25 protein-coding genes and 1 tRNA gene are annotated in these 24,127 nt (G+C 35.0%); 20 read left to right on the top strand and 6 right to left on the bottom strand.

The window, feature by feature from the left end; all coding sequences use genetic code 11:
• Nucleotides 1–720: 720 nt before the first annotated feature.
• On the bottom strand, nt 721–1,596 hold the full coding sequence (locus BKH43_RS00280; RefSeq protein ID WP_095227319.1) for an aspartate carbamoyltransferase catalytic subunit: 876 nt from the start codon (nt 1,594–1,596) through the stop codon (nt 721–723).
• A 215-nt stretch (nt 1,597–1,811) separates the two neighbouring features.
• Here BKH43_RS00280 and BKH43_RS00275 point away from each other — a divergent pair, with 215 nt between their 5' ends.
• The 19 genes from BKH43_RS00275 (at nt 1,812) to BKH43_RS00185 (ending at nt 18,201) form a co-directional block, all read left to right on the top strand.
• Nucleotides 1,812–2,051, top strand: coding sequence for a Flp family type IVb pilin (locus BKH43_RS00275; RefSeq protein WP_172402273.1), 240 nt, complete (start codon nt 1,812–1,814; stop codon nt 2,049–2,051).
• Nucleotides 2,052–2,057: 6 nt separating this feature from the next.
• Nucleotides 2,058–2,462: a prepilin peptidase gene (locus BKH43_RS00270; protein WP_095227315.1), complete on the top strand. Its 405-nt coding sequence runs from the start codon at nt 2,058–2,060 to the stop codon at nt 2,460–2,462.
• Nucleotides 2,463–2,480: 18 nt separating this feature from the next.
• Nucleotides 2,481–3,317 carry a hypothetical protein gene (locus tag BKH43_RS00265; protein ID WP_095227313.1) on the top strand — a complete coding sequence of 279 codons (837 nt, stop codon included), beginning with the start codon at nt 2,481–2,483 and terminating at the stop codon, nt 3,315–3,317.
• Nucleotides 3,317–4,705 carry a pilus assembly protein N-terminal domain-containing protein gene (locus tag BKH43_RS00260; RefSeq protein ID WP_172402272.1) on the top strand — a complete coding sequence of 463 codons (1,389 nt, stop codon included), beginning with the start codon at nt 3,317–3,319 and terminating at the stop codon, nt 4,703–4,705. Before BKH43_RS00265 ends, BKH43_RS00260 begins: the two co-directional genes overlap by 1 nt.
• Before the next feature lie 11 nt (nt 4,706–4,716).
• Entirely contained in the window at nt 4,717–5,799 is a 1,083-nt protein-coding gene (locus tag BKH43_RS00255) for a hypothetical protein (RefSeq protein WP_095227309.1), read from the top strand.
• A complete protein-coding gene (locus tag BKH43_RS00250) occupies nt 5,796–7,100 on the top strand; it encodes a CpaF family protein (protein WP_095227307.1) in 1,305 nt (434 codons plus the stop codon). Before BKH43_RS00255 ends, BKH43_RS00250 begins: the two co-directional genes overlap by 4 nt.
• On the top strand, nt 7,100–7,990 hold the full coding sequence (locus tag BKH43_RS00245; RefSeq protein WP_095227305.1) for a type II secretion system F family protein: 891 nt from the start codon (nt 7,100–7,102) through the stop codon (nt 7,988–7,990). Before BKH43_RS00250 ends, BKH43_RS00245 begins: the two co-directional genes overlap by 1 nt.
• A gap of 1 nt (nt 7,991) precedes the next feature.
• Nucleotides 7,992–8,822: a type II secretion system F family protein gene (locus BKH43_RS00240; protein ID WP_095227303.1), complete on the top strand. Its 831-nt coding sequence runs from the start codon at nt 7,992–7,994 to the stop codon at nt 8,820–8,822.
• A gap of 62 nt (nt 8,823–8,884) precedes the next feature.
• Nucleotides 8,885–9,697, top strand: coding sequence for a hypothetical protein (locus BKH43_RS00235; protein WP_095227301.1), 813 nt, complete (start codon nt 8,885–8,887; stop codon nt 9,695–9,697).
• Entirely contained in the window at nt 9,694–10,269 is a 576-nt protein-coding gene (locus BKH43_RS00230) for a TadE/TadG family type IV pilus assembly protein (RefSeq protein ID WP_095227299.1), read from the top strand. Before BKH43_RS00235 ends, BKH43_RS00230 begins: the two co-directional genes overlap by 4 nt.
• 25 nt (nt 10,270–10,294) lie before the next feature.
• Entirely contained in the window at nt 10,295–10,846 is a 552-nt protein-coding gene (gene tadF / locus BKH43_RS00225; RefSeq protein ID WP_172402271.1) for a tight adherence pilus pseudopilin TadF, read from the top strand.
• Nucleotides 10,847–10,885: 39 nt separating this feature from the next.
• Complete coding sequence (locus tag BKH43_RS00220) at nt 10,886–13,006, top strand: TadE/TadG family type IV pilus assembly protein (RefSeq protein WP_095227295.1); 2,121 nt, start codon at nt 10,886–10,888, stop codon at nt 13,004–13,006.
• A gap of 105 nt (nt 13,007–13,111) precedes the next feature.
• The gene (locus BKH43_RS00215) at nt 13,112–13,600 is read left to right on the top strand and encodes a hypothetical protein (protein ID WP_095227293.1); all 489 of its coding nucleotides are present in this window, start codon (nt 13,112–13,114) and stop codon (nt 13,598–13,600) included.
• 58 nt (nt 13,601–13,658) lie between these two features.
• Nucleotides 13,659–13,904, top strand: coding sequence for a NifU family protein (locus BKH43_RS00210; RefSeq protein ID WP_095227291.1), 246 nt, complete (start codon nt 13,659–13,661; stop codon nt 13,902–13,904).
• Nucleotides 13,905–14,537 (top strand): hypothetical protein, encoded by a 633-nt coding sequence (locus BKH43_RS00205; protein ID WP_095227289.1) that lies wholly within the window; start codon nt 13,905–13,907, stop codon nt 14,535–14,537.
• A 27-nt stretch (nt 14,538–14,564) separates the two neighbouring features.
• Nucleotides 14,565–15,902, top strand: a complete 1,338-nt coding sequence (locus tag BKH43_RS00200) for a UDP-N-acetylmuramoyl-L-alanyl-D-glutamate--2,6-diaminopimelate ligase (RefSeq protein ID WP_095227287.1) — start codon at nt 14,565–14,567, stop codon at nt 15,900–15,902.
• A 62-nt stretch (nt 15,903–15,964) separates the two neighbouring features.
• Entirely contained in the window at nt 15,965–16,690 is a 726-nt protein-coding gene (locus BKH43_RS00195; RefSeq protein WP_095227285.1) for an amino acid ABC transporter permease, read from the top strand.
• A 4-nt stretch (nt 16,691–16,694) separates the two neighbouring features.
• Nucleotides 16,695–17,426: an amino acid ABC transporter ATP-binding protein gene (locus tag BKH43_RS00190; protein WP_095227726.1), complete on the top strand. Its 732-nt coding sequence runs from the start codon at nt 16,695–16,697 to the stop codon at nt 17,424–17,426.
• 13 nt (nt 17,427–17,439) lie between these two features.
• A complete protein-coding gene (locus BKH43_RS00185) occupies nt 17,440–18,201 on the top strand; it encodes a transporter substrate-binding domain-containing protein (protein ID WP_095227283.1) in 762 nt (253 codons plus the stop codon).
• Nucleotides 18,202–19,216: 1,015 nt separating this feature from the next.
• On the opposite strand, the gene BKH43_RS00180 is transcribed toward BKH43_RS00185, so the two are convergent.
• The 5 genes from BKH43_RS00180 to BKH43_RS00160 all read right to left on the bottom strand — a co-directional run bounded on the left by BKH43_RS00180 (nt 19,217) and on the right by BKH43_RS00160 (nt 23,552).
• Entirely contained in the window at nt 19,217–19,906 is a 690-nt protein-coding gene (locus tag BKH43_RS00180) for a flagellar hook-length control protein FliK (RefSeq protein ID WP_095227281.1), read from the bottom strand.
• Entirely contained in the window at nt 19,896–20,921 is a 1,026-nt protein-coding gene (locus BKH43_RS00175; RefSeq protein ID WP_095227279.1) for a hypothetical protein, read from the bottom strand. Before BKH43_RS00175 ends, BKH43_RS00180 begins: the two co-directional genes overlap by 11 nt.
• A gap of 79 nt (nt 20,922–21,000) precedes the next feature.
• The gene (locus BKH43_RS00170) at nt 21,001–22,743 is read right to left on the bottom strand and encodes a DUF4105 domain-containing protein (protein WP_095227277.1); all 1,743 of its coding nucleotides are present in this window, start codon (nt 22,741–22,743) and stop codon (nt 21,001–21,003) included.
• A 5-nt stretch (nt 22,744–22,748) separates the two neighbouring features.
• Nucleotides 22,749–23,216, bottom strand: coding sequence for a hypothetical protein (locus BKH43_RS00165; RefSeq protein ID WP_095227275.1), 468 nt, complete (start codon nt 23,214–23,216; stop codon nt 22,749–22,751).
• Between the two features lie 251 nt (nt 23,217–23,467).
• Nucleotides 23,468–23,552 (bottom strand) — tRNA-Leu (locus BKH43_RS00160).
• A 203-nt stretch (nt 23,553–23,755) separates the two neighbouring features.
• Here BKH43_RS00160 and BKH43_RS00155 point away from each other — a divergent pair.
• Nucleotides 23,756–24,118, top strand: coding sequence for a chaperone NapD (locus BKH43_RS00155; RefSeq protein ID WP_172402270.1), 363 nt, complete (start codon nt 23,756–23,758; stop codon nt 24,116–24,118).
• Nucleotides 24,119–24,127 lie beyond the last annotated feature (9 nt).

Below are 24,127 nucleotides of genomic sequence, written 5' to 3'. Positions count from 1 at the left end.
CTCCAATCTTACATTTTAAAAAGTAATGTTTTAACTAGCGCTATAAGCTTTTATAGCTTGGATTAAAAATCATCATTTTATATAGGCAATTCCACTCTCTTTACACTATTAACTAAATCTTTATTCCAATACTTTCTTTTTCTATATTTTCCTTACTTATATATTTTTTTAACCAAAACGCAAGTTTCCTTGAAGCATGTTTGGTTGCTTGCAGCAACTAGTGCTTTCTTTGTAAAAGAGTCTTTTTTTCGTCGTGTGCCAATGAGAGGGCCTTGGCACATTTCCCTTTCTAGCAAAAATGTCTAAGTCTGCACTGTTTAACATCCTTTTAATGCCATTTTTGTCAGCACGAGATTGGGCTTAAGTAAGTGCCTCGCTTTTCATTTTTGCTTTAGTAACAACAAGCATACAGCAAGGACTAGAGGGCAATATTTTATAAAATAAAACTAGGGGGATAAGGGAAGTGCCTAGTTCAAGATAGGGGTTCCCTCTCCCTTTTTGCCAAAGGATGTGAGTTTTATAAAAGCAGATTCTATTAATAAAAAAACTTAAGTGGCTTGTCACATACTAGACTTGCCACAGAGCGTTTTACACACCACTTACAATGACAGCTTGCAAAGATTATAAGAAAGAGTAAAACTTCCTATGATATAGGATAGTTTTAAAAGCTAGTACATTTTTAGAGTAGAATATCTAGTAGCGTTAGTATCATAAAGCCTTTTATGCACATAAAAACTGCATAACTGCCATTCTTACCAAAACGCCATTTTCAACTTGCTCTAGAACCTTACATCTTTTATCTTCTAACATCTCATCATCTATATCTATATTTCTATGAACTGGGCCTGGATGAAGCAAGATGATATCTCTACTTCCAACTAAATCTTTAGTTATGCAAAATCTATGCGCATAGTCTTTTAAGCTTCCATAGGTTTGAAGATTATGCCTTTCAGTTTGTGTTCTAAGGCTCATTAAAACATCCACTTCATCTATAACGTCTTCTAAGTTATAGCTAAATTTAAAGTTAGTATTAGTTAAAAAATGAGGTGGGGCGACTAATGTTATATCCATACCAAAGCGAGATAAAAGCTCCATATCGCTGTTTGCAACCCTTGAGTTTTTTATATCTCCTACTATGGCTATCTTTTTGCCTTTTAGCTTGTTTATGCCGCCAAAGTGGTTTTGCAAGGTAAAAAGATCTAAGAGGGCTTGGGTTGGATGGGCGTGGGCGCCATCTCCTCCATTAACTATAGGGCATTTAACATAGTCTTTTAAAAAGTTAGTAGCACCAGCACTTTTATGTCTAACTATGATGGCGTGAGGATTCATAGCATCAAGGTTTGCAGCAGTATCAGCTATACTTTCACCCTTTGAAGTAGAACTTGATGCTATATCTAGTCTTATAACATCGCCTTTTAGGTTTTTGATAGCTATCTCAAAGCTACTTAAAGTTCTAGTTGAGTTTTCAAAAAAGATGGTTATAAAACGCTTGTTTTTAAGTGTCTCAGGGTGAGAAGTTTTAAAGCTTTTGGCTAGGTCTAGGATGTGAAGTACTTCATCGTTGCTTAAATCTGTAGTCTGTATTAAGTGTCTCATATAAGCCCTTTTATGCTTCTAGTTAGATGTGATATTTTAGCCTATCTTGCTTGCTTTGATAAAAGCTAGCTGCAAAATAAAACACTTACTTTTAGTCTACTTTTAGATTCTATGAGCTTATGGAGATTCCACTAAAATAATAATAATTTTTATATTTATGATTATTTTATGTATAATACAAAATGTTAAGTTTAATTCACTAAATGGAGTTTTATATGTTTAAATTTTCTAACATGATGTTCATCAAGGCTTATATATTCTTTCAAGGCTTTATAAGCGAGAAAAAAGGAGTAACTGCCATAGAGTACGCACTAATTGCCGTTGCTATATCAGCCATGCTTTTTGTAGTACTAGGAAGCGGTGGAGAAGATGGAATCATAAATAAGATAAAAGCCTCTTTCAAAGCTATTACTGATGGTCTAGGTGCCACACAGCAACAAGCCGGTACTAAATAATTCTCTTTGATAATCTATATAAGCATTTTTGCTTGCATCCTAGCTTATATCTCTTACACAGATATAAGATTTAGAACCATAGGCAACATAGAAGTAGTTTTATGTTTAGTTATGGTGCTATTAGGGCATCTTATCTTTGGGTTAAAGCTAAACTTTATAGCCCTTGCTATTAGTTTTGCTATAGGCTTAGTAGTCTATAAGTTAGGCTTTATGGCAGCAGGTGATGTAAAGCTTTTTAGCGTGTTAGTTCTTTTAGTTAAGAGTGAGTTTATAGGTGGATTTTTGCTAATCATGTCGCTAATTGGCGCTCTATTAGCAATAATAATTATTATTTTTAATCGTAAAAAAGATGGAGTACCTTATGGTGTTGCCATAGCGATTAGTTTTTTTACAGTTTTGATATATACATAAAAGATAGAAAGGTTTTAAGTGGGTAATAGGGTATTAATAGGGCTATCTTTCATAATACTTTTAGTTTCCTTGTCTGGATTGCTAGTAAGCACCAACACTCAAGCTAGGTCAGAAAGTGAAGCTTTGGCAAAAGATAAAGTACGCATGGTAAGTGTTTTAGCTCTCACTAGAGATATGAAAGAAGGTGAGCTTATAGAAAGTTCTGATTTGCAAACTAAAAGTATAGAGTATGACTTTTCTACTTTAAAGGATGCGATCTTAGATAGACCAGCAAGCTATGCTGCAAACTCCATCCTTAAAGGCAACTTTGCAAAAGACTATATCTTGCACTACGATGATATCTACAAGCCTAAAGTTGCTAGTACTAACTTGCCAAGTGGAAAGCTTGCTTTTTTGTTCCCTTTGTATGAGAGGGAGTATAGGATGTTAGGGAATATAGATAGTGGCGATAAAGTAGATGTGTACTTTAGGTATGAGACTAAGGCACCAAGAAAAGAAACTGGCATAGTGTCTAAAAAAGAAGAGGGTGTTAACTTTCAAAGTAAAGAAGAGGCTAATAACACTAATCTTGCCTTAATGTTTGCTAACAAAAGTGTGCAGTATATAAAACATAGTGCTACTACTGAACAACTAGCAGTTAGTGGCCAACATATAGTTTTACCAAAAGGTTATATCTCTATAGCCTTAGATCCAAAAGAGATACAAAAAGTTTATGCTGTGGAATCTTTAGGCAACTTTTACTTCTTCCCTGCTTCAAGTAGTAATCCAGGTAAGACTATAAGTGCAAGTGAGAAGTACTACTCAACACAGCAAGTACTCTCAAAAGACTTTATAAAAGAAATTAGGGGCGAATGATGAGGATACTTAGTATATTAGCATTACTAACAGCAGTTTTATTTGCAGAAAGCATAGTGATGAAAAGTGGAGAGTCTAGAATCTATGAAGCTTCAGGTAATGTCACTTCAGTCTCTGCTTCAAATAGCAAGGTTTTAAACTACGCCATCATCTCTAATAATAAAGTAATGATCTATGCCAAAGAACCTGGTTTTGGTGATGTTGAGATCTTTGGTAATGGCGGGAGGATGCTTCAAACTTATAGCGTAACAGTAGATAGTCAAAAAGCACAGACTAAAGAACTTGAAGCTCTTATACAGTCTAAGATTGAAGGAAGCAATATTAAGCTAGAAAAGATGGCCATCCCTGGAAAAGAAGGCTATATCATAAGTGGTAGTGTACCTGATGAAGGAAGTAGGGATCTAGCTTTTAATATGGCAGCAGTTGGTCTTGGACTTACTAAAAGGATAGAGCCAGTAAGACGTCAAACTGGAGATGCAACTTCTACTCAAGGAGCAGGTGGAGGTGGGGCTGCTGCAGGAGCTGGCGGGGTTATAAACCTAGACTTTTTAGCACGCCTTAAAGTTGATGACTTAGTAGATAGGCTAATAATCCCCCCTTCAAGACAGGTTAATATAAAAGTCATAGTCGCAGATGTAGAAAAGATAATTGCAGATAGACTAGGTGTTGATATTAACGGTGGTCAGCTTACTATACCTATACTAGGGCAGCAACAAGGGCAGATAAATATCCAAGCAGTAGTAGATATGCTAAAAGATGAGCAAATAGCTAGAATCCTAGCTCGTCCTAATCTTTCAGTTATAAGTGGAGAAAGTGCTAACTTTCAAGTAACTTCTCAGTTTACTCCTATTACTAACACAGTTACGGTTACAGGTCAGCCAGTAGCAAGCCCGGGCACTCCAGTAGATTATGGTGTTTCTTTAACTATACAGCCTAAGGTTTATAGTAAAGATAGGATAGTAGTTTCTATAGCTCAAGAAGTTAGTAACATCCAAAGTTTGGTTGAAAAAAATGGTGCAAGTGCTGCAAACATTAAAAAGAGAAAGGCCCAAAGTGTTATAGAGCTTCATGATGGAGCTAGTTTTATATTAGGTGGGCTTTTAGATGAGAGGGATGTAGAAAATGTAAAGTCTGTCCCTTTTTTAGGTGACATACCAGTTTTAGGGTCTATCTTTAGAAAGCCTAACCTTCAAAGAACTAAGAATGAACTAATAATAATAGTCACAGTAAGTCTTGTAAATCCTATAACTGATGATTATATCTACATACCTCAAGCTGCGGTTAGGGGGCTTGGAAGTTCGTTTTTAAATATACCTGATTACAACGAAGGAAGCTTAGCTAGAAAAGATATAGATGCTTTTGTTTCTAATGTTGGCTTTATAAAGTAAGGAGGCAAGTTATGGATTTTTCATTTTTTAATAAAGAAAAAGATTCCAAAGAAAGCAAGGTCTTAGTTATAGGAAAAGACACACAAAGACTTGCTTTGATAGTTGAACACCTAAGTTTAAAAGGATCTAGTGCTACAAGTTTAAAAGGCGATATATTTAGTTTGCCTCCAGATTCTATACCTAAAAATATCCAAGCAGTTGTAGTTGACTGCCTTACCATAGATAGGGATGTTGAAGACTATATAGATATGATATGCAAGCTTTTGCCTACTAGTCTTCCTTGTGTGATACTAGGTAATAATGATTCTATAACCATATATCAAGAGTTTTTAAAAAAGAATATTTTTTATCTTCACTTTGATTCCCAGCTTAATCTAGTCTATGATCAGATAGCAAACTATCAAAGTTTAAATGCCTATGCAGGTTTTATAAAAATAAGTGTGCTAGGAACTAAAGGTGGCGCTGGGGCTTCAAGTATATCTTATGGCTTAGCTAATAATATTTATAAGCGCTATAAAAACAAAGTCCTTTGCGTGCAAGGTATAAACTCTAGTTTTAACCTAGATCTTTTATCAGGGCGTAACTTTGAAGTAAGTGATATTAAAGAAGAAGGACTTTCACTTTATAGAGAGCTTAAAGATGAAGCTTATAACTTTGAAGCAGAGCTTTTTAGAAAGTTTAACTTTGTAGTTTTTGATCACTCAGTACAAAGTCTAAATAAAGATGAGATAGAGCATATATTAAATAACTCCCACTCTTGTGTTTTAGTTTTAGATTCCACTCTTAGTTCTATTAGAAAAGCTAAAGAAGTTTTAAGGGCTAATAACTTTTTATCTAGCGTGAATCAAGGTGTAAAAAAGCTACTTATCTGTTTTAATAAAGCCGGGATGCCAAGTGGAGATTCCTTAGATGCTTTAAAGATAGAAGAGCTTTTAGAATCTAAACTTGACTTAAGTCTTCCTTATCAAAGCAAGCTTAATGAGTTTAAGTTTTCTCCTAGTCTAAAAGTACAAACTGCGCTTAATGAGATAACTAACAAGCTAGTAGGTGATATTAAGCCTAAGGGCTTAAAGCTTTTTAGGAGGGTTAAATGAGAAAAGATTCCAAACAACTTTTAGGCGAGATAAGAGTACAAACTTTAGGTGAGATAGACTTAGATAAGATAGAAGCCATCATAGATAATAGAGAGCTTTTAATAAGAGAGATAACTAAAGTTATACAAAAAGTAGCTGCTAATAAAAAGATTTACCTCTCAGTGCAAGACTTAAGCCTCTTTGCAGAAGCCATTAGCGATGAGGTTATGGGACTAGGGCCACTACGGGCTTTGATGGAAGATCCAAATATAAGTGATATCTTAGTTAATGGCCCAGAAAACATCTACATAGAAACAAGAGGAAAACTTACTAAGGCTAAAGAAACTTTTATAGATAACGACCAGCTAACTGATATAGCTAAGCGTCTTGTAGCAAAGATGGGAAGGCGTATAGATGATGGCCAACCCTTAGTTGATGCAAGGATGCCAGATGGCTCAAGGCTTAATGTGGTTATAAAGCCTATAGCAATTGATGGTACATCTATCTCTATAAGGAAGTTTAATAATAGCTCAAAAAGCTTAGAAGAGCTTTCAGAGTTTGGCTCTATGTCGCGTGAGATAGTTCAAACCTTAATGATAGCAGCCTACTCAAGATGCAACATAGTAGTAAGTGGGGGAACAGGAAGTGGAAAAACTACACTTTTAAACGCCCTCTCTCAGCATATAAGTAATGATGAGCGTATAGTTACTCTAGAAGATGCTGCTGAACTTAAGATTAAGCAGCCTCATTTAGTGAGGCTTGAAACACGTATGGCGGGGGTTGAAAAAAGTGGGCAAGTAAGTATGCGTGATTTAGTAATAAATGCCTTGCGTATGCGTCCAGATAGAATCATAGTTGGTGAGTGTAGGGGAGGAGAGGCCTTTGAGATGCTTCAAGCTATGAATACTGGGCATGATGGCTCTATGACTACAGTGCATGCTAACTCACCACGCGATGCTATATCAAGACTAGAAAACCTAGTTATGATGGCAGGCTTTGAGTTGCCACTTAATGCTATACGATATAACATTGCTTCAGCTGTTAATTTAATAGTGCAAATTGCTAGGCTAAATGATGGAAGCCGTAAGGTTATAAAAGTAACTGAAATCATAGGCATGGAAGATAGTGGAGCTATCATCTTAAAAGATATTTTTGAGTTTGTCCCAGATGCAGTAAGAGGCAAAGATAATAAGATAATGGGAAATTATGTATGCCATGGCTTGCCAGAAGATTCTATCTTAGAGAAAAATGCCATTATGTTTGGTGTAAAAGAGCTTTTAGATAAGACTTTAGAATCTGCTAGTGACAAAAAGGCTAGCTAATGAGCTCTCTTTTTTTACTAACTGGGCTTTTTGGTGTGTTTTTGCTAGGTAGTGCTATAGTTAATGCAAGAAATCTTGCCTCTATGAAAAAGTTTGTAAATTTAAACGCAAGCAAGCCTATGGATACTAAAAAGCTAAGGCTTGCTTTGGAGGATTTTTTAAGTGCTTTTTTTAAAGGGGTTTATGAAAGAGGGGTTGGATTTAGAAGTAAGGGAATAATAATATTAGTTATTAGCATCATAGTATTTTTTGTAGCTAATGGAATCTTTTTAAACTTTAATAAAGCCTTAGTCTTGCTAGCAGGAGTAATCTTTGGTGCTTACCTAGCACGCACTTTTTATCTAAAGTCAGTTATAAAAGACTTTGAATCTAACTTTCCAGAAGCCCTAGTTTTAATAAATGGCGCTATTAGCTCAGGGAATAATATAAATCAAGCTTTAAAAGATGCAGAAAACCAGTTACATGGTGTTTTAAAACAGGAGTTTTCCATCATAACTAGGGCTTTAAACGTAGGAGATGATCCAGCGCGCATCTTTGAAGCTAGCTATAAACGCTTGCCTTTTAAAACTTACTACTTTTTTTTAACTGCCCTTTTAGTTTCCCTTCAAAGCGGGGCTAGATTAAAAGAAGTCCTAGGGCGCTTAAGCATGGCTAATCAGAGGGCAAAAGCCATAGAAAAAAAGAAAAATGCCATGACTAGTGAAGCTAGGATGAGCTCTAAGATAACAGCAGCTATTCCATTTATCTTTTTGTTTTTGATGAAGTTTATAAGCCCAGAAAACTTTGACTTTGTTATGCACAATGAAGAAGGCAGATACATACTTTACTACTTTTTAGGGAGTGAGTTTGTAGGTGTTTTAATCATACTGTTTTTAATGAGGAAGATTTAAGATGAGCCCTTTATTGTACGTAGTATTTATCATAGTTTTTGGAAGCCTTTTTTACATCTTGCTAAAAAGACAGTTTTTGCTAAAAAGTCAAAAAGCCTTCATAGACTACGCTTATAAAAAAGATACTAAAGCTAAGATTAATAACGCTCAAGAGATCTTAGAAAAAAGCGATCCTGTGCTTTCTTATCTAAGTAAGATGGATAAAAATGTAGTCTCTAAGATCTTATATGGAATCTTAGTTTTTATCTTTTTTTATGTGATTGATATTCTTTTTAATTTAAAGATTAGTCAAAGCACACTTGGGATAATAGGCATCTTAGCCATTATATTTTTTGTGTTAGCACCTAGTTATATAGCTAAGTACATAGTTCAAAGCAGAGTTACTAAGATAGGTAAAGATATACCCATGTTTGTAGACTTACTAGCAATTTGTGTTCAAAGTGGTATGAGTATAGAACAAGCCATAGTTTTCTTACAAGGCTCAATAGAACAAGTTAATAAGGCCTTTTTACCTTTTTTAAACAAACTTATAGCCAAAACTGAAGTAAGTGGTCTTGAAGTAGCCCTTGATGAACTCCAAAAAGAACTCCCTAGTCAAGAGATATCTATGCTTTGTGCGACCTTAAAACAAAGCTTGAAGTATGGAAGTGGGATATATGATTCTTTAATGAATCTTAGTGCTGAGATAAGAGAGAGTGAGCTTTTAAAAGTAGAAGAAATTATAGGAAAGCTAGCTGCAAAGATGAGTGTGCCTTTGATACTTTTTTTCATGTTCCCAGTCATCATAGTTATAGCAGCCCCAGGAGTTATGCGCGTTATGAATAACTTTTAACATAGCTTTTATTAGTAAGAAATATGCATTTATAAGAAAAATATAAATTTAAGGACATTAGGATGAAGTTTTATAATAAGGTATTTTTAGTATTTGTTGGGATTTTCATGTATGGTTGTAGTAACTTTGCTTCAACTACTGATATCTATAAAGATGAGTTTAGAAAAGAAAAGATTTTGCTTTCAACTAAAAGCTATAGTGAGCTTATAGAGATAAATAAGGCCAAGCTTAGAAAGCAAGATACTAAAGAAGTACGTCTTAAACTTTCACAAAACTACTATGATGCTAAAGATTATGATTCTAGTCTTTATTACTTAAAGCCCTTAGTTCAAGATAATAAAGACTTAGATGCTTTAATACTTAATGCAAAAGCACTTGATGCTTTAAGTAGGTATAAAGAAGCTTTAGATTCTATAAATATAGTCTTAGAAAAAAAGCCTTTGCTTGCAAGGGCTTATAATATAAGAGGTGTTATATATGCCAAGCAGCGTGAGTTTGACTTAGCTGAAAAAGACTTTTTAAGGGCTAAAGAGCTATTACTTGATGATGAGGTTGTTAATACTAATCTAGGCATGCTTTATATACTTAAAAGAGAGTATAAAACTGCTACTAACTACCTTATGCCTCTTTATCTTCGTGGCTCTAAGAATGAAACTCTTTTAGCAGATTTAATCCTTTCGTTGGTAAAAGAAAACAAAGATAAAGAAGCACTTGATATAGCAACTAAGGAGCGTTTAACTAGAGATCAAAGAAAGCTTATAAGGTCTTTAAGAAAAAGCAACATAGAAGCAGTGTCTAAGTTTGAGATAGAAGCCCCAGTGCCAGTTAACACAAAAGTTAAAAAAGTTAAAAAAGTTAAAAAGCAAGAGAAGTGATAAAAGCTATGTCTAAAGTACTACTTAAGAATCTAGCAAAGCTTTTAAGGCATAAAAGCTTTTTGCAAGATAAAAAAGGAGTGGCAGCTATAGAGTTTGCCATGCTACTTTTGCCTTTTTTTATATTAATAGTGATTATCATAGAGACTTCTATCTTGATCTATCAAAACGCCATGATTAGCTATATAGGTTTTAATGCTTCAAGTTATGCTTCAAGTTTTAATTATAAAGAAGGTTATGAGACTAAGTATAAAGAGTATTTAGATTCTAAGAAAAATAGATTCTTATCTTTTGTTAGTCCTGAAAAGCTCACTTTAAATCTAGAATACTGTAAGAATATAACCGAGCTAGCTAATAACTCTTGTACTGGTAGCCCTCAAGAAAATCAAATAGTCATTTATAACTTAAGCTATCACGTAAGCCCACTTTTTCCTTTAGCGTGGGTTGATAAGCGGGCAAGATATATAACTTCAAGCAATATCTTTTTTTCTGAAAGAAGAGACCCACTCATAGATAAAGAAGAAAGAGAAAGACTAGAAAAACTAAAAGCCTTAAAAAATCAGCGCACTTAAAAAGCCTCACTCAAGGATGTCGTTAATGAAAAATTTTTTAAAACAAAAAAGGGGGTCTATAGCCATAGAAGCCTCTTTGCTTTTTGGGCTATTTGTACTGCTTATCATGCTTATAGCTGATGTTGGAAGTGTGCTTTTAATGAAGCAGCGTCTTGATAGGCTAGCTTACTCACTAGCTTCTATAGTGCGTGAAAGAAGCGTGCTTTATAACAATGAGCCCTTAGATGAAAACCAAGCTGATGAGATATTTACTATAACTAAGAATCTAACTAAGGGAGTTTTTAGGGATGCTGATAACCTTTCTATAAAGATAGAAAGCATAGAGTTTGATAAGTCTAATAAAACTACTGCCATCCCTACTGAAACTAAGTCTTTTACTAGGGGTAATATGCTTTGTGCGCAGTCTTTGGATATTAGCGTTTTAAGTGAAGCTGCAGTTTATACACCAGTAGGCAATTGGAGTCCAATGTATAGGGTAAGTGTGTGTGCTAAGCCAGTTAGCAACTTTTATCTAAAAACAAATGTAGCCACTAACTTAGTGAATATGGATTCTCAAGCTGTGGTCTATGCTAGATAATAACTTTTAATAAAAAAGTTTTCTTATATAAGGATAAATATGAAATATATAAAATCTAAAACAAATACAAGCTTTTTACAAGATGAAAAGGGTGTTATAGCAGTTACTACTGCTATCTTGCTACCTTTGCTTTTTGGGATCATGGCAGTTGGATTTGATCTAACCTTAGATCTAAACAAACAACAAAGACTAGGCGATGCCTTAAAAGAAGCAAGTCTTGTAGCTAGTGCTACAAAAGATGAAGCAGTTATAACTAAAGCTGCCCAAGCCCTAGCGTCATTTTATGTAGGTAAGAGTGCAAATCTAGGCGATATAAAAATAGACTATGGTACGCAGTCTTCAGATCCTAATGAACTAAGTGATAAGCAAAGAGCTATGGCGGGTAATAAAAGCTCTAGCGTTGAAGAAACACCTACTCTTTTTACTAGCTATGCAGTAGTTAGTGCGTCTATGACACAAGGGAGCTTTTTAGCTCATATGGTAGATAAGAGTTTTAGTGGGGGCACTAAACTAGCAGCTAGCTCTAAAATAGAAAAGGCTGATAATGGCGCAATAGGCGATTATGTAATCATTATGGACTATAGTAATGCAGGTAATAAAAGCCAAGTAGACTTTGAAGATAAAACTTACAAGGCTTTATGTGAGGCAGATTCTAACCTTATACCTGTAGGGCTTTGTAGTCCTCCTACAGGAGTTGCTAAGTACATTGATGCCCAGCAAACTATAGCTGCTAGTCTTATTAACACAGTTATGGGGGTAGATGAACTTCATAAGTCTCAGTTTGCTGTCATACCTTGGATAGTCCACTCTCAAATCCTAGGTAGAGACTTGCCACATGATGCAGTAGTTGGGCCACAAGAAGATATATATGATGATGGAATCTATCTTTTCTTCCCACAAATCGTACCAGAAGCTAAGCGTGTTAGGCACTGGAACTATTGGTCAAGATTTACAAAAGCTCCTACTGATGATAGTGTTATGAGGGCTACTATAAAAAATGTAGTAGCTGCTAAAAAAAAGCTAGGTGCTCCTGATGTAGCTTTGAGTGAAGAGTTTGTAAAAGAGCCAGGACTTATGAGTCTTTTAGATGTGCCTCCTGTAGAAAAAGTACCACCTCAAGTTGTAGGAGAGTATGGCAAAGCTTTTGCCTTTGTAAACAACATAGCTAGCTTTGGACTAGCACCTACTTTAGGATCTTATGAAAACAGATCTAGCATAGATAGGGAAAAGATAGTAGAGAGTATCTTTGAGTTTAAAGAGTTTCCTTTGGTTAGGATGTATGATCCAAGGTATGATCAAATCTTGCAAATCGAGGGGCTTGAAGAAAGTAAAAAAACAGCGCATAACCCACAATTAGCAAGCATAAGAGAGCAGATTAATAACCTCTCTACTAAGCTAGAAGCACTAAGAAGGATTTATGCAAGGGTTCAAGGCACATCACGTGGAGCAGCAATCTTAGCTCTAATCCAATCAGATGAAGCAAAGATTAAAGTCTTGCAAACTCAGATGCAAGCAGCCCAACCAAATATAACTATAAGATCTAAGGGCAGGCCGATGTGTAACTTTTTTGAGTTTAGGCTTAGAAAGCCTGATAATCCATTATGTGCCCACTTTGTACTAGATCAACTTATACAAGTAGAACAGCCCCTAGTTAGGCTTACTACTCCTAGAGATATATTAAATATTAAGCCCATAGCAACCATACCTTTTAAGATAGAAAATGGTGGCTATAAGTCTGATGCCCTCCAAACTCCAGCAGCTACAGATAGTCCTTATGGCAACACTTTACCTTCAGGTGCTTTAATAAGGGCAGCTCAAATCCTAGCAGATTCTAAAAGTGGGAACACTAAGCAAAGAATCATTATCTTTACAGCCCTTTCAACTGACGTAGATAGATACTTTTTAACTACAGCTAATATGTGTCAGGTTATAAGAAAAGGCTTAAAACAAAGAAGGGGCACTGACGTAGAGATATATCCTGTAAATCTTACTAAAAACTCCCAGCATGTTGGTGCTGATGATGAAAAGAGATTTAAGGAGGTTTGGGAGAACTGTACTCCTAAAGAAAATATCTTTGTAAGTAAGGATATAGATTCCTTTCTTAAAAGGATAAAAGAAGAGATAGTAAAAGATTCTTTTGGCAAGTTTAGTAATAGATAGTCTTTGCTAACAAAGACTAGTATGTTTAGATTCCTAACATTAAACATAACTAAGGGCTTTGTTGTAAAATAGTAGCTATTAGTATCTACTTATAAAGGTTTGTCTTTGAAGTATCTTTTAGTCCTTATGCTAGCACTACTTTTAGCTGGCTGTCAGTCTTACTTTAAGCTTATGCAAGGTAAAGATCTAAATATACAGCGCATCGCTCAAGAAACTAGGACTAATATCTTTTCAAGTGTCTCTAAACCTATAGTGGTAGTTAAGATAACCCATCTTAACGACTTGGGCAATATATTTTTTCAAAATGAAGAGTATTTTTTCTTAAATATCACGACCTTTAATAAAGACATATATGATCCTTACTTTATGTCTTTAAGTTTAAATGGCACTCAGCCTTTGTGGATTAGGGAAGTTAAAAATGGTGAGTTAGATAGTGATTTAGTTTTTGACTCTAGGTATTCAAAAGGCTACTTAGTAGCATTTCCAATAGTATCAAGCAGTGAAAAAAGAAACATAAAAGTAACGCTTGATATAACTGGCTATAAGCCTACTACCTTTGACTTTGGATATCCAATCATAAGAAGCACAATTTAAATTAACTAAAAAGTATTACTATAATCACATAGTCTTATTAGATAGTGAGGAGTAGACAATGTTTCCTTTTAGTGATGAAGAGCTAGTTTCTCCGGTTGAGGCAAGTATAGATAGGGTAAGACCTATGCTTTTAAGAGACAAGGGGAATATAGAGCTTATAAAGATAGAAGATGCTACTGTGTATGTTAGATTCTTAGGGGCTTGTCAAGGCTGTCCAAGTATAAACATAACACTTAAAAACGGAGTGCTTAGAGCACTTCAGACTGATATACATCCTGATATCAAAGTTGTAAGGTTGGACTAAATGATAGAATCTAAAGTTGTAAGTATAAGACCTAATGACGTAGTAAGTAGTGCAAAAAAACGTATCCTTCAAAATAAGGCCAGTAAAGCCTTTTTAGCTTCAAACTTTGAAAAAGCTTTTAAGCTTTATGAAGAGGCTTTTTGGATAGATGAAGATGACTTAGAATCAAAAATCGGCCTTTTCCTTTCAGACATAGGCTTAAGCTTTGAGACTGAGGCTTTAAGTATTTATGATTTATATAAAAATATGATAACGCTTAGTCAAAAAAGATATAAAAGAGAGATACAAAAAGGTATCTTAAAGCTTATAGAAAACTTTGATGAAAACATAGCTAATAATTCAAATGATAACGCCTTAAAAAAGCAAGTACTAGAAGGGGCAGATACAGTTTCTTATGCAGATATAGAATCTTTGTTAGAAAATGGTAGATTTAATGATGGGTTTTTGGGTGTTATGTTTTCAAGTAAGATAGTTTTTTCTACTAAGGAAGAGTTTTATAGCTTTTTAAGGCTGCTAGTTAAAAATGACTATCTTGATATGTCAAATAGATACATAGAAAGTTTGCCTTATGTGGATGAAGAAGTACTTAAAATCTTAGGTGAGATAAGTCTAAAAGAAAAAGAAAATAAATGAGCATTTATAACTATATAGGAGGGAAGGATGATAAAGGAGTTTAAAGGGTTAAAGTTTAGTGATGATACTAGGGATTTAGAAAAAGGCATAGATATCTTTGTGATAACTGCGGGCAATATTTCTTTTTTAGATTCTATAAATCAAAGTGCTTATAAAACTAAGTTTATAGATTCTAGTGAGTTAAAAAACTACTTTAAAACTGATATTAAAATAGTGGGTATCACTGGGACTAATGGCAAAACTACCACTGCAAGTGCTATCTACTCAACCCTTTTAGATCTAGGCTATAAGTGCGCACTTTTAGGCACTAGAGGCCTTTTTATGAATGACTCTAAGATAAAGCCTAAAGGCCTTACAACTCCTAGTCTTTTAGATCTTTATGAAGATATAGACCTAGCTTGTGATAAAGGATGTGAGTACTTTGTGATGGAAGTTAGCTCTCACGCCATAGTGCAAGATAGAATCTCTTCTTTAAACTTTGCGTTAAAAGCTATAACTAACATAACTAGTGACCACTTAGACTTTCATAAGACCTTAGAAAACTACATAGAAGCAAAGCTTAGCTTTTTTCAAGATGATGAGGTTTTAAAGGTTATAAATCTCGATGATGCACGTGTGGCAAGGCTAAGATTTTATAAAAAAACTTACTCTTATGCACTAGATTCTAAGGCCACTTTAAAGGTTAATGCCTACTCTTTAACTAACGGTCTTGATGCCCAGCTAACTTTTTCTCCACCCAAAAGTGCTAGCCAAGATGCCTTTTTAGAATCTAGCCTTTATGGTGTGCATAATCTTTATAATGCTATGTGTGCTCTAACTTGCGTTTTGCTTTTAACTAAAAGACCATTAGAAGAGGTATGCACTGCTTTTAGCAACTTTGGGGGAGTTAGTGGGCGCTCAGAAGTAGTAAGCACTAAGCCTTTAATCATAGTTGATTTTGCTCATACACAAGATGGTATGTTAAAGATGTTTGAAAGCTTTAAAGGGCGTAATATCCATGTAGTCTTTGGTGCAGGGGGCGATAGGGATAAGACTAAAAGGCCTTTAATGGGAAGGGTGGCCAAGGCTTATGCCAGTAAGATTTATGTAACTTCAGATAATCCTAGAAGTGAGGATCCAGATTCCATCATACAAGATATTTTAGGTGGCATGGAAGATGTAAGTAATGTCTATGTGAACGCAGATAGGGAAGCTGCCATCAAACAAGCTATAACAGAACTGGATGAAAACTGTGTACTTTTGATACTTGGGAAAGGTGATGAAGAAGGACAGATCTTTAAAAATAAAGTCTTACCATTTAGCGATAAGGAATGTGTGCAAAAAATACTCACTAATATATCTAGCACTCACCAAAAGTTACAATAAAATAGCAAGCCTTTAAAAATTAGGTACAATCATTACAGGAACGAAGAAAAAAGGGTTTCGTAATGAAGTTGAAGTATGATAATGTAGAGACTTATCTAAAAGTAATAGTTTTTTTCTTAATAGTTGGCTTTGGAGCTTACTTTACCTACCCTTATCAGATAGGCAAAGATGACAGGCTAGCTTATCTTGCAAGTTTTGGTATGACGCTATCTCTTACTATATCAGGGATAGTCATAGGCTTAGTGGTTGGATTTATCCTTGCTTTTGTAAGGCTTTTAAAAAATAGAGTTATAAACTTTATTATTGATGAGTATATAGACATCATAAGAGGCACACCTATAATCTTGCAGCTTATGATTTTTGCCTACATCATCCTAGCAGCCTTTAGAGATAACTACTACGCGGCAATACTTGCTCTTGGACTAAACTCCTCAGCTTATATAGCAGAGATAGTAAGAAGTGGTATAAGTGCTATAGATAAGGGGCAGTTAGAAGCTGCAAGGGCTATGGGACTAGGCTTTAGTGCGTCCATGTTTAAGATAGTTTTTCCACAAGTTATTAAAAACATAATCCCTGCTCTTTCAAATGAAATAATATCTTTGTTTAAAGAGACTTCAATAGTTGGCTATATTAGTATCATGGACTTAACGATGAAAAGTAATAGTCTTCAAAGTGTTATCTATAACCCAACTCCTCTAATCTTTGCGGGCGTGGTTTATTATGCTTGTGTGAAGATATTTAGCGTACTTGTGAAACTATTAGAAAGAAGGCTTAATAGAAATGACTGACGTGATGATAGAAGTTAAGAATCTTTATAAGAACTATGGCAACGTAATAGTTTTAAACAACATAAGTGTAGATATAAACAAAGGTGATGTAGTAGCTATAATCGGTCCTAGTGGTGGAGGGAAAAGCACTTTTTTAAGATGTTTAAACTTGCTAGAAACTCCAACAAGTGGGCATATAAAAATGGGCGGGATAGATATCTTAGATCCAAAAACTAACATTAACAAGGTGCGCCAAAAAGCTAGCATGGTCTTTCAGCACTTTAACCTTTTTGCTAATAAAACTGTGCTTCAAAACTTAACTCTTGCCCCACTTTATTTAAAGCTTTATAGCTCAAAAGATGAGTGTATGGAAAAGGCACATAAACTACTTGAAAAAGTAGGACTAAAAGATAAGGCTGATGTGTTACCTCACAAGCTAAGTGGGGGACAAAAACAGCGCATAGCTATAGCTAGGTCTTTATGTATGAATCCAGACGTGATACTTTTTGATGAGCCAACTTCTGCACTAGACCCAGAGATGGTGGGTGAAGTTTTAGGTATGATAAATGAAGTAGCAACTGAAGGCATAACCATGCTAGTAGTTACTCATGAGATGGGCTTTGCTAAAAATGTTGCAACTAGGGTATTTTTTATGGATCAAGGACACATTGCTCAAGATGAAAGTCCAGAGATCATCTTCACTCAGCCAAAAAGTGATAGACTAAAAGAGTTTTTGAATAAAGTTTTAAATCATTAAAAAAGGAGATTCCATGTTTAAGAGTGCTAAAAAGCTAATCTTTGCTTTTGTTGTAGGTGCTTTTTTGGTTGCTTGTAGTAATACTTCACATAGCGATGAAAACAAGACCTTAGCCATAGGGGTAAATGCTACTTATCCACCTTTTGAGTATATAGAAGATGCTAAATATAAGGGCTATGATATAGATTTAATAGATGAGATAGCAAAAAGGGCAGGCTTTAAATTTCAGTGGGTTAATATGAGCTATGATGGGCTAATCCCAGCTTTAAAAACTGGAAAAGTAGACTTGATAATCTCTTCTATGAACATCACTCCAGATCGTGCAAAGTCAGTTGACTTTTCCCATCCTTACTTTGTAGATAAAAATGTATATTTAAAACGTAAAAGCTCTACTGATATAACTAATTTAGAATCTTTAAAGGGCAAAAAGATAGGCGCTTATCTTGGAACCCAGCAAGAAGAAAGAGCTATGCAAGTAGCTAAAGAGTATGGTGCTAGTGAAGTGAGCTTTAAAGATGTTTTAGGGGCTATCTTAAGCTTAGATACAAACAAAATAGATGCTGTTGTAGCTGATGGCGCTACTGCTGTAAACTATCTAGGACAGTATCCAAAACTAACAGAGTTTTATACTGAAGATAGCGATGGTGAAGGTTTTGGTATAGCTACTGATAAAGGTAAAAACAAAGCGATAATGGAAAAAATAAATAAAGCCATAGATGCTATGAAAGCAGATGGTAGTCTTGAGGCCTTAGCTAAAAAATATAAGTTGAAATAAGCATTTTAAACTTATAAGCTTTATCTTAGTGTGTCTTTTTTAAAGGCACATTAGCTTTTTATAATCATCGTTTTTAACGAGCAGCTATCTATATATAATGAAATTTCCAATAATTATAGTTTTTTAAGGCCTGTGGCATTCTCGCTTTATTTAGTGGTGCAAAAATCACAAAAAAAGTGAGCAGTAGTGCTTGCGCGTGATGTTTCAAGGAAGCTTGCGCTTTGGTTAGAAAAAAACACACAAATAATAAGCAATATCAAAAAGAAAGTGTTGGAATAGGTAGCTAGTAAACCTTGCAAAAAAACCAGTTAAGCACTTAAGTTTTTTATTCCAGAATCTATTTTTTAAAGAATCTTTATCTTTTGGCAAGGGGGATAAGGGGACTTATATTAGCGAAGCAGTCCCCTTATCCCCCTAGTTTTTATTTTATAAAATATTGCCCCCTATCCCCCGCACACTTGTTTTTGTTAGCACAAAAACGAAAGGCAAAAAGGCTTAAGAACTTTGCACTTTTTTAAGTTGTGTGTTGTTTTGGCAAAGCACTACTCGAGCCCGTTTCGTAGTGCAAAAAAGCGGGAACAAGTAAACAGTAGTGCTTACGCCGTTTTTTTCGAGGAAACTTCGTTTTCGAGGAAACTTCGCTTTGCTAGAAACGGAATTGAGCCAAGGCCCTCCCCCTTGGCTCACGCCAAAAAAACTTTTTTCTTAGGCTTTGCGGGAGTGAGGAGAGGGTAAGCCTTTTTGGTTAGAAAAAACACACAAATAATAAATAACGCGAAAAGAAGCTGTTGAAATAAAGATTTAGTTACCTAGCGCAAAGAGATTAGAGTTGCCTATTAAAAACAATCAAAAACAAAGCACTTTACAACTTTTAATAATTTAATATTTAAATAGCTTTTATAGCTAGTAAAAACATAAACTTAGATTCTAACTCTTAAATAAGTAAGAGTTTAAAAAGCTAGCTTTTATGTTAGTAGCTAGGCTAGCTTTAAAAGGCTTATAAAGCCTTAGACTTTTAAGCGTAGTTAGGCAAGATTATCTCAAGGCTTGCTTCTTGAGGCTTAGGAGTAGTATCTTTAGCTTCATCAAGCGGAGTAGGTGGTATAGGAGTGCTACTATCTTGCATATTTTGCTGGTTATTTTGGCCACTTTGATTTTGTGAGCTAAAGTTAAGGTCAAGATTGTTAAAGCCTATCTGCATTAAGTTAGTTCTTAAGTCTTGTTGGTTTTGCATGAAAAGGTTCATAACACTTTGACTTGAAGTGATATTAACACTTAGGTCTTTTCCTTTTTTAGAAATACTCATATGCACGCTTCCTAGACTTGCAGGGTTAAGCTCGAGATTTATCTTAGTTATAGGTGGTTTATAGTTTAAGACTTGCTCTCTAAACTGTGAAGCGAAGTTTTTTACCATCTCTCTAGCTTGGGCGTTTTTAAACTCTACTTCACTCCTTGGTGTATTAGTAACGCCTTGAGTATCTGAAGAGTCTTTTTTCTCAGCCACTTTTTTATCATCCATCTTAGCAAGCTTATCTAGATCACTAGTGCTTAGGGTTTTAAGAAAGGTTTTAAAACTAGCATCTTCTTTACTGATACCTAGTTCTTTTAGCAAGGCAGCAGGAAGCTTTAAGCTCTCATCTCCATCAATCTTTGCTTGTCTATCTTCAAGCCAAGCATTAAACAGTCTTAAGAGCTTAGGGCTCATCCTTTAAAGAGACTGCTGGAGGGACGTCTTTTAGACTATCAAGTGTGTTTTGTATCTGGATGTTTTTCATCTGACCTTTTATAGCGTCTTTATTGTCAGCTAGTTTTTCTATGCCTTCTTCACCTATGATGCCTTTTAACTCTTTTAAAAACTCAGCTTGCATAGCTTCATTTCTAAGCTTAGAATCTGTTATCTCTTTTGGTAGCTTAGCTCCTCTTGGTATCACTGCTACTTCATCTCCACCATCTTTTTTGAAAGTTAAAGCATCAGCTTCATTTGCTTTTTCTCTTTTAGCTATCTCTTCTGGACTATATTTTTGTAAAAGCTCTGCTAAGGCTTTATTTTTCTTAGCTTGTTCTGGAGTAAGTTCTTTTGTAGCTTGAAGAGTGCTTGCTACTTTTGCACCCTTATCTTTTAAGGCTAGATCTAAGGCTTCTTTAGGATCTTTTTCATCCTTCCCTTCCTCAGTGCTTAAAGTAGCCTTGCCTAGATTTAGATTCTTAGAATCTGCTTCTTTTTTGATATCAGCCATAGTTTTATCCATAGCTTCTTTTGCATCTACTTTTTTAGAATCTAGTGCTTTTTCATCTACCTTGCCTAACTTAGCGCCATCTTTAGTATCTATTAGTGCTTTAGTTAGTGGGGGCGTAGTGTCTTCTGGCTTTTTAGCTTGAGTGGTTAGAGGGTTAGCTTCTTTTTGCATAGAATCTGCTTCTTTTTCTTTCTCAGCTTCTTTTGCCTCTTTGTCTTTAGCAGTTTTGTTTTCTTTGTCATCTATGTTTTTGTCAGTTTGAGTTGCTACTTTATGCTCATCTGTAGATTCTGCTTTTTTAGATTCTATAGACTTAGTTTCTTGGCTTTTAGATTCCATCTCAGCAGGTTTGTTTTCTGCCTTGTTCATGTGCTCATTTAAGGCTTTGTTAAATTCGCCTGGTTCTACTTGTGGACCTTGGTTTTGTGGCTGTTGTGAGTTTGTGCTTTGCGCTACTTGCATGTTTGATATATCTGCTACCATAACTAACCTCTAGTGATTATTAATAGATATCTACATGCAATTTCTGTGCCAAACTGTAGCTATCTTCACTTAAAAGCTTTTAAAAGTTTACGCTAAAGCCAACCTTAAAAGTTAGAGTTTTATTAGCATCATAACTAACTCTCATCTTGCTAGCTATAGGGTTAAATAGTGACATATAGTAGCTTGCCTCACCAAAGATATCTAGGCTTTTATAGAGGTTAAAAGCAAAAAAGATATCTGCTTTATTATCATAGCCTCTATTATTGCTTACAAAATCCCCATAGACGTTATAACTTGCTATAAGCCTTGCGTACTTTAGCCTCCATACAAGGGCAGTATTAAGCCTTAAGTAGGCATTATTAATAGTGTCATATCTATAGCCAAGTGTGCCTTGAGTGTAAAAGACTAGATTCCAAAGATAAAAGCCACTCCCAAGTCCAGCCTCCAAAGTAGGGTAGGCCTTAGAGCTAGTATCTAAGCTTTTAGAGTAAGAACTACCTACTTTTTGATATAAGTTTTCTTCAAAGCGTATAGAGATATATTTTGATAGGCTTTTAGTGCTTACTATATCAGGGATGGAGTTTAGGGTTATAAGTTCTATCCTTGAAAGATAGGGCTTATTTAACCTTAGGTTAAATTTACCTTCAAGGCTAACTAACCTAGATTCAGTTAGTTCTTTGTAGGAGTTATCTACATTTCTTATATCGCTATAAACAGGAGAAAAGTAAAAAGCTAGGGTGTTGTTGTTTTCTAAGCTTAGGGCAAACTTTGAGCTTTTACGTAGGCTTAAGATGTCATTTTGCCCATACTTTTTAGTAAAGTTTATTTTATTAGGACTAAGGCTAACTTTATCTAGAGTAAGCTTATCTTTTAAGCCCTGTATATGTTCAAGCGGAGTTATAAAGGGTTTATCTTTTTTAACCCAAAGCTTGGAATCTAAAACTCGCAAAACTGCATTTAGCCCATCTGCACAGTTGTGAGTTATAAAACTATAGTGTATCCAGACGTTTCTTAACTCAAAGAGGTGTAGTTTAAAAAGCTCTAATTGCTCTTTTGAGGCATCTATCTTATAGCTATATACACTTCTTTGTTGGTTATCAAGATAGTCGCTTTTTGCGCTATCAAAGGGCTGTAAGCCAAAAGTTCCTTTCATATTTCCTAAAACTGACCTTGCATAATCAAGTGGATTAAAACTCTCTCCCATTAAAGCAAAGTAACCTAGTGCATATGTCCTTAAAGTTCCTTTTTTAAGATCTAGCCCTTCAAATTTAACATCATTTTTAAGCCTTCCTTCTAGCTTTAAAAAGCTATGGCCCATGCTAGAGCCTGGCATAAGATCACTTTCTGCAGCAAACTCTATATGCACAGAATCTAAAGGCACCATGCTTAAAAAGTCTTGTAAGTCTTTGCAGTTTGACTGATAGCTTAGTACTGTTTTATCTAAGCTTTCATCACCTAAGGCTTTTGTTATAAAGTAAGTTCTTGCTGGATAGCGACATAAGGCCGTATTATTAAAATCTTTTATATTATTAGTTTTAAAGTCTTTTAAGTTTTTAAATATATCTTTTACAAACATATCATATTCTGCTTTTGGGTTTTTAAAACCTTGTTTACTTAGAAAAAAGTTTGATCTTTTGTTTATAGCTGAGTGACCTTCATCGTAGTGAAGGAGGTTTTTCCAAACATCAGTGTTGTAAAGCCTTTTTTCTTTTAAGGTGTTTTGTAAGGACTTGTAGTTGCTAGTATCTGTGCTAGCAGGGCTAGTGCCTGCAGCATAGATAAAAAGACATGAGCTTATAAGCCCTAACGTTATATATCTCAAAGTGGCTATTTAGAATCTTGCTTAGTGCTACTATCTTTTGTCGGTGCCATAGGAGTAGATTCTATCTTACAGCCTTCTATCTTTTGAACTGGCACTGTAAAATTTGGATTAGTATAAGCCCACATGCCTCCACTACTTGCATCAGTTGAGCTTCCAAGAGTAGAGCCGCTAACGCCTATTATATTGCCCCAAAACCAGCCACTCATTTTATTTTTCCCAGCGATATTTAGGCTAGTATCTTTATAGCAGGCATTATCAGCATGAAGTACTTTTATCTCAGCACCTTTTTTACGACTAAGGTCTACTGTAGCTGGAAGCGTTACTTTTTTAGAACCTATAGTTGCTACTACTTGCTCTCCTGTGCTTGTAGTGATTGCAACTTTTTGTTTAGTGCCATTACTTATAGTTGCACATCCGCTTGCTACTAAGGCTACTGTAACTATAACGCCATACTTAAGTGTGCTTTTTATCATGTTTCTCCATTTAATGTTTTTCTTTGTTTGGTAAAAACCAACATTAATTCTAGTTTTTTTTATTAAAAAAAACTTAAATTAGCCCTATAAACCTAAAAATGTCTATATTTATACTAATGTAAGGCAAATACCATGCTTAATTATAAATATTTTTTTACATTTTGTAACATATTTTTATATAGCTATAGTAAAGAACTGTGTTATTAAAGTGTGGGTAAAAAGACTAAAAATTATTAAGGGGAGTTAAAAAGTGGTGCGGAAAAGAGGACTTGAACCTCCATGCCTTGCGGCGCCAGATCCTAAGTCTGGTGCGTCTGCCAGTTTCGCCATTTCCGCAATTTTTAAGCTACTTAAAAAGTAGTAAAAAAAGACCCAAATACTAACAGCTTAAAACTTAAACTTAGCTAAATAAAATGCAAGCCTTACATGCAAGAGTGACATGAGGCTTGCGCTCCTTAAGATTTTGCAAGCCTAGTAATGTTAGAATCAAAGAAAACATACCTAAAAGCATGCTTTTATCCATATATGGAGATATTAAAATGGAAACTATATCAAGTATCATCATCCGCACAAAAAAAGACAAGCTAGAAAAAGTAGCAAGCGAGTTAGAAAAGTTAGAATGCGTAGAAGTTGGCCTAAAAGAAAAAGACACTATTATCGCGCTAATTAGCACTGAAACTACAGAAGAACAACTTTCCATCTTCCAAAATATCCAAGGGCTTAGTGATATTATGGATGTGCAGATGCACTATAGTTATAGTGATGAGCTTAACTTTCAAGATACGCCAGAGTTTGAAGAGGTCCTTAAAGATATAAACACGCAAAAAGATGCAGCCTCTATAACTTATAGTGGTAATATGCATAGGAGTGTGGATAGAACAAAGCGTCTTAAACGCTCTTAAGGTAGGCGG

It is taken from the genome of Helicobacter sp. 13S00401-1 (genome assembly GCF_002272925.1).
In the GTDB taxonomy this organism is placed as follows: domain Bacteria; phylum Campylobacterota; class Campylobacteria; order Campylobacterales; family Helicobacteraceae; genus Helicobacter_I.
The sequence above is the reverse complement of the archived record's forward strand: the minus strand, read 5'-3'. Positions and strand labels throughout refer to the sequence as shown.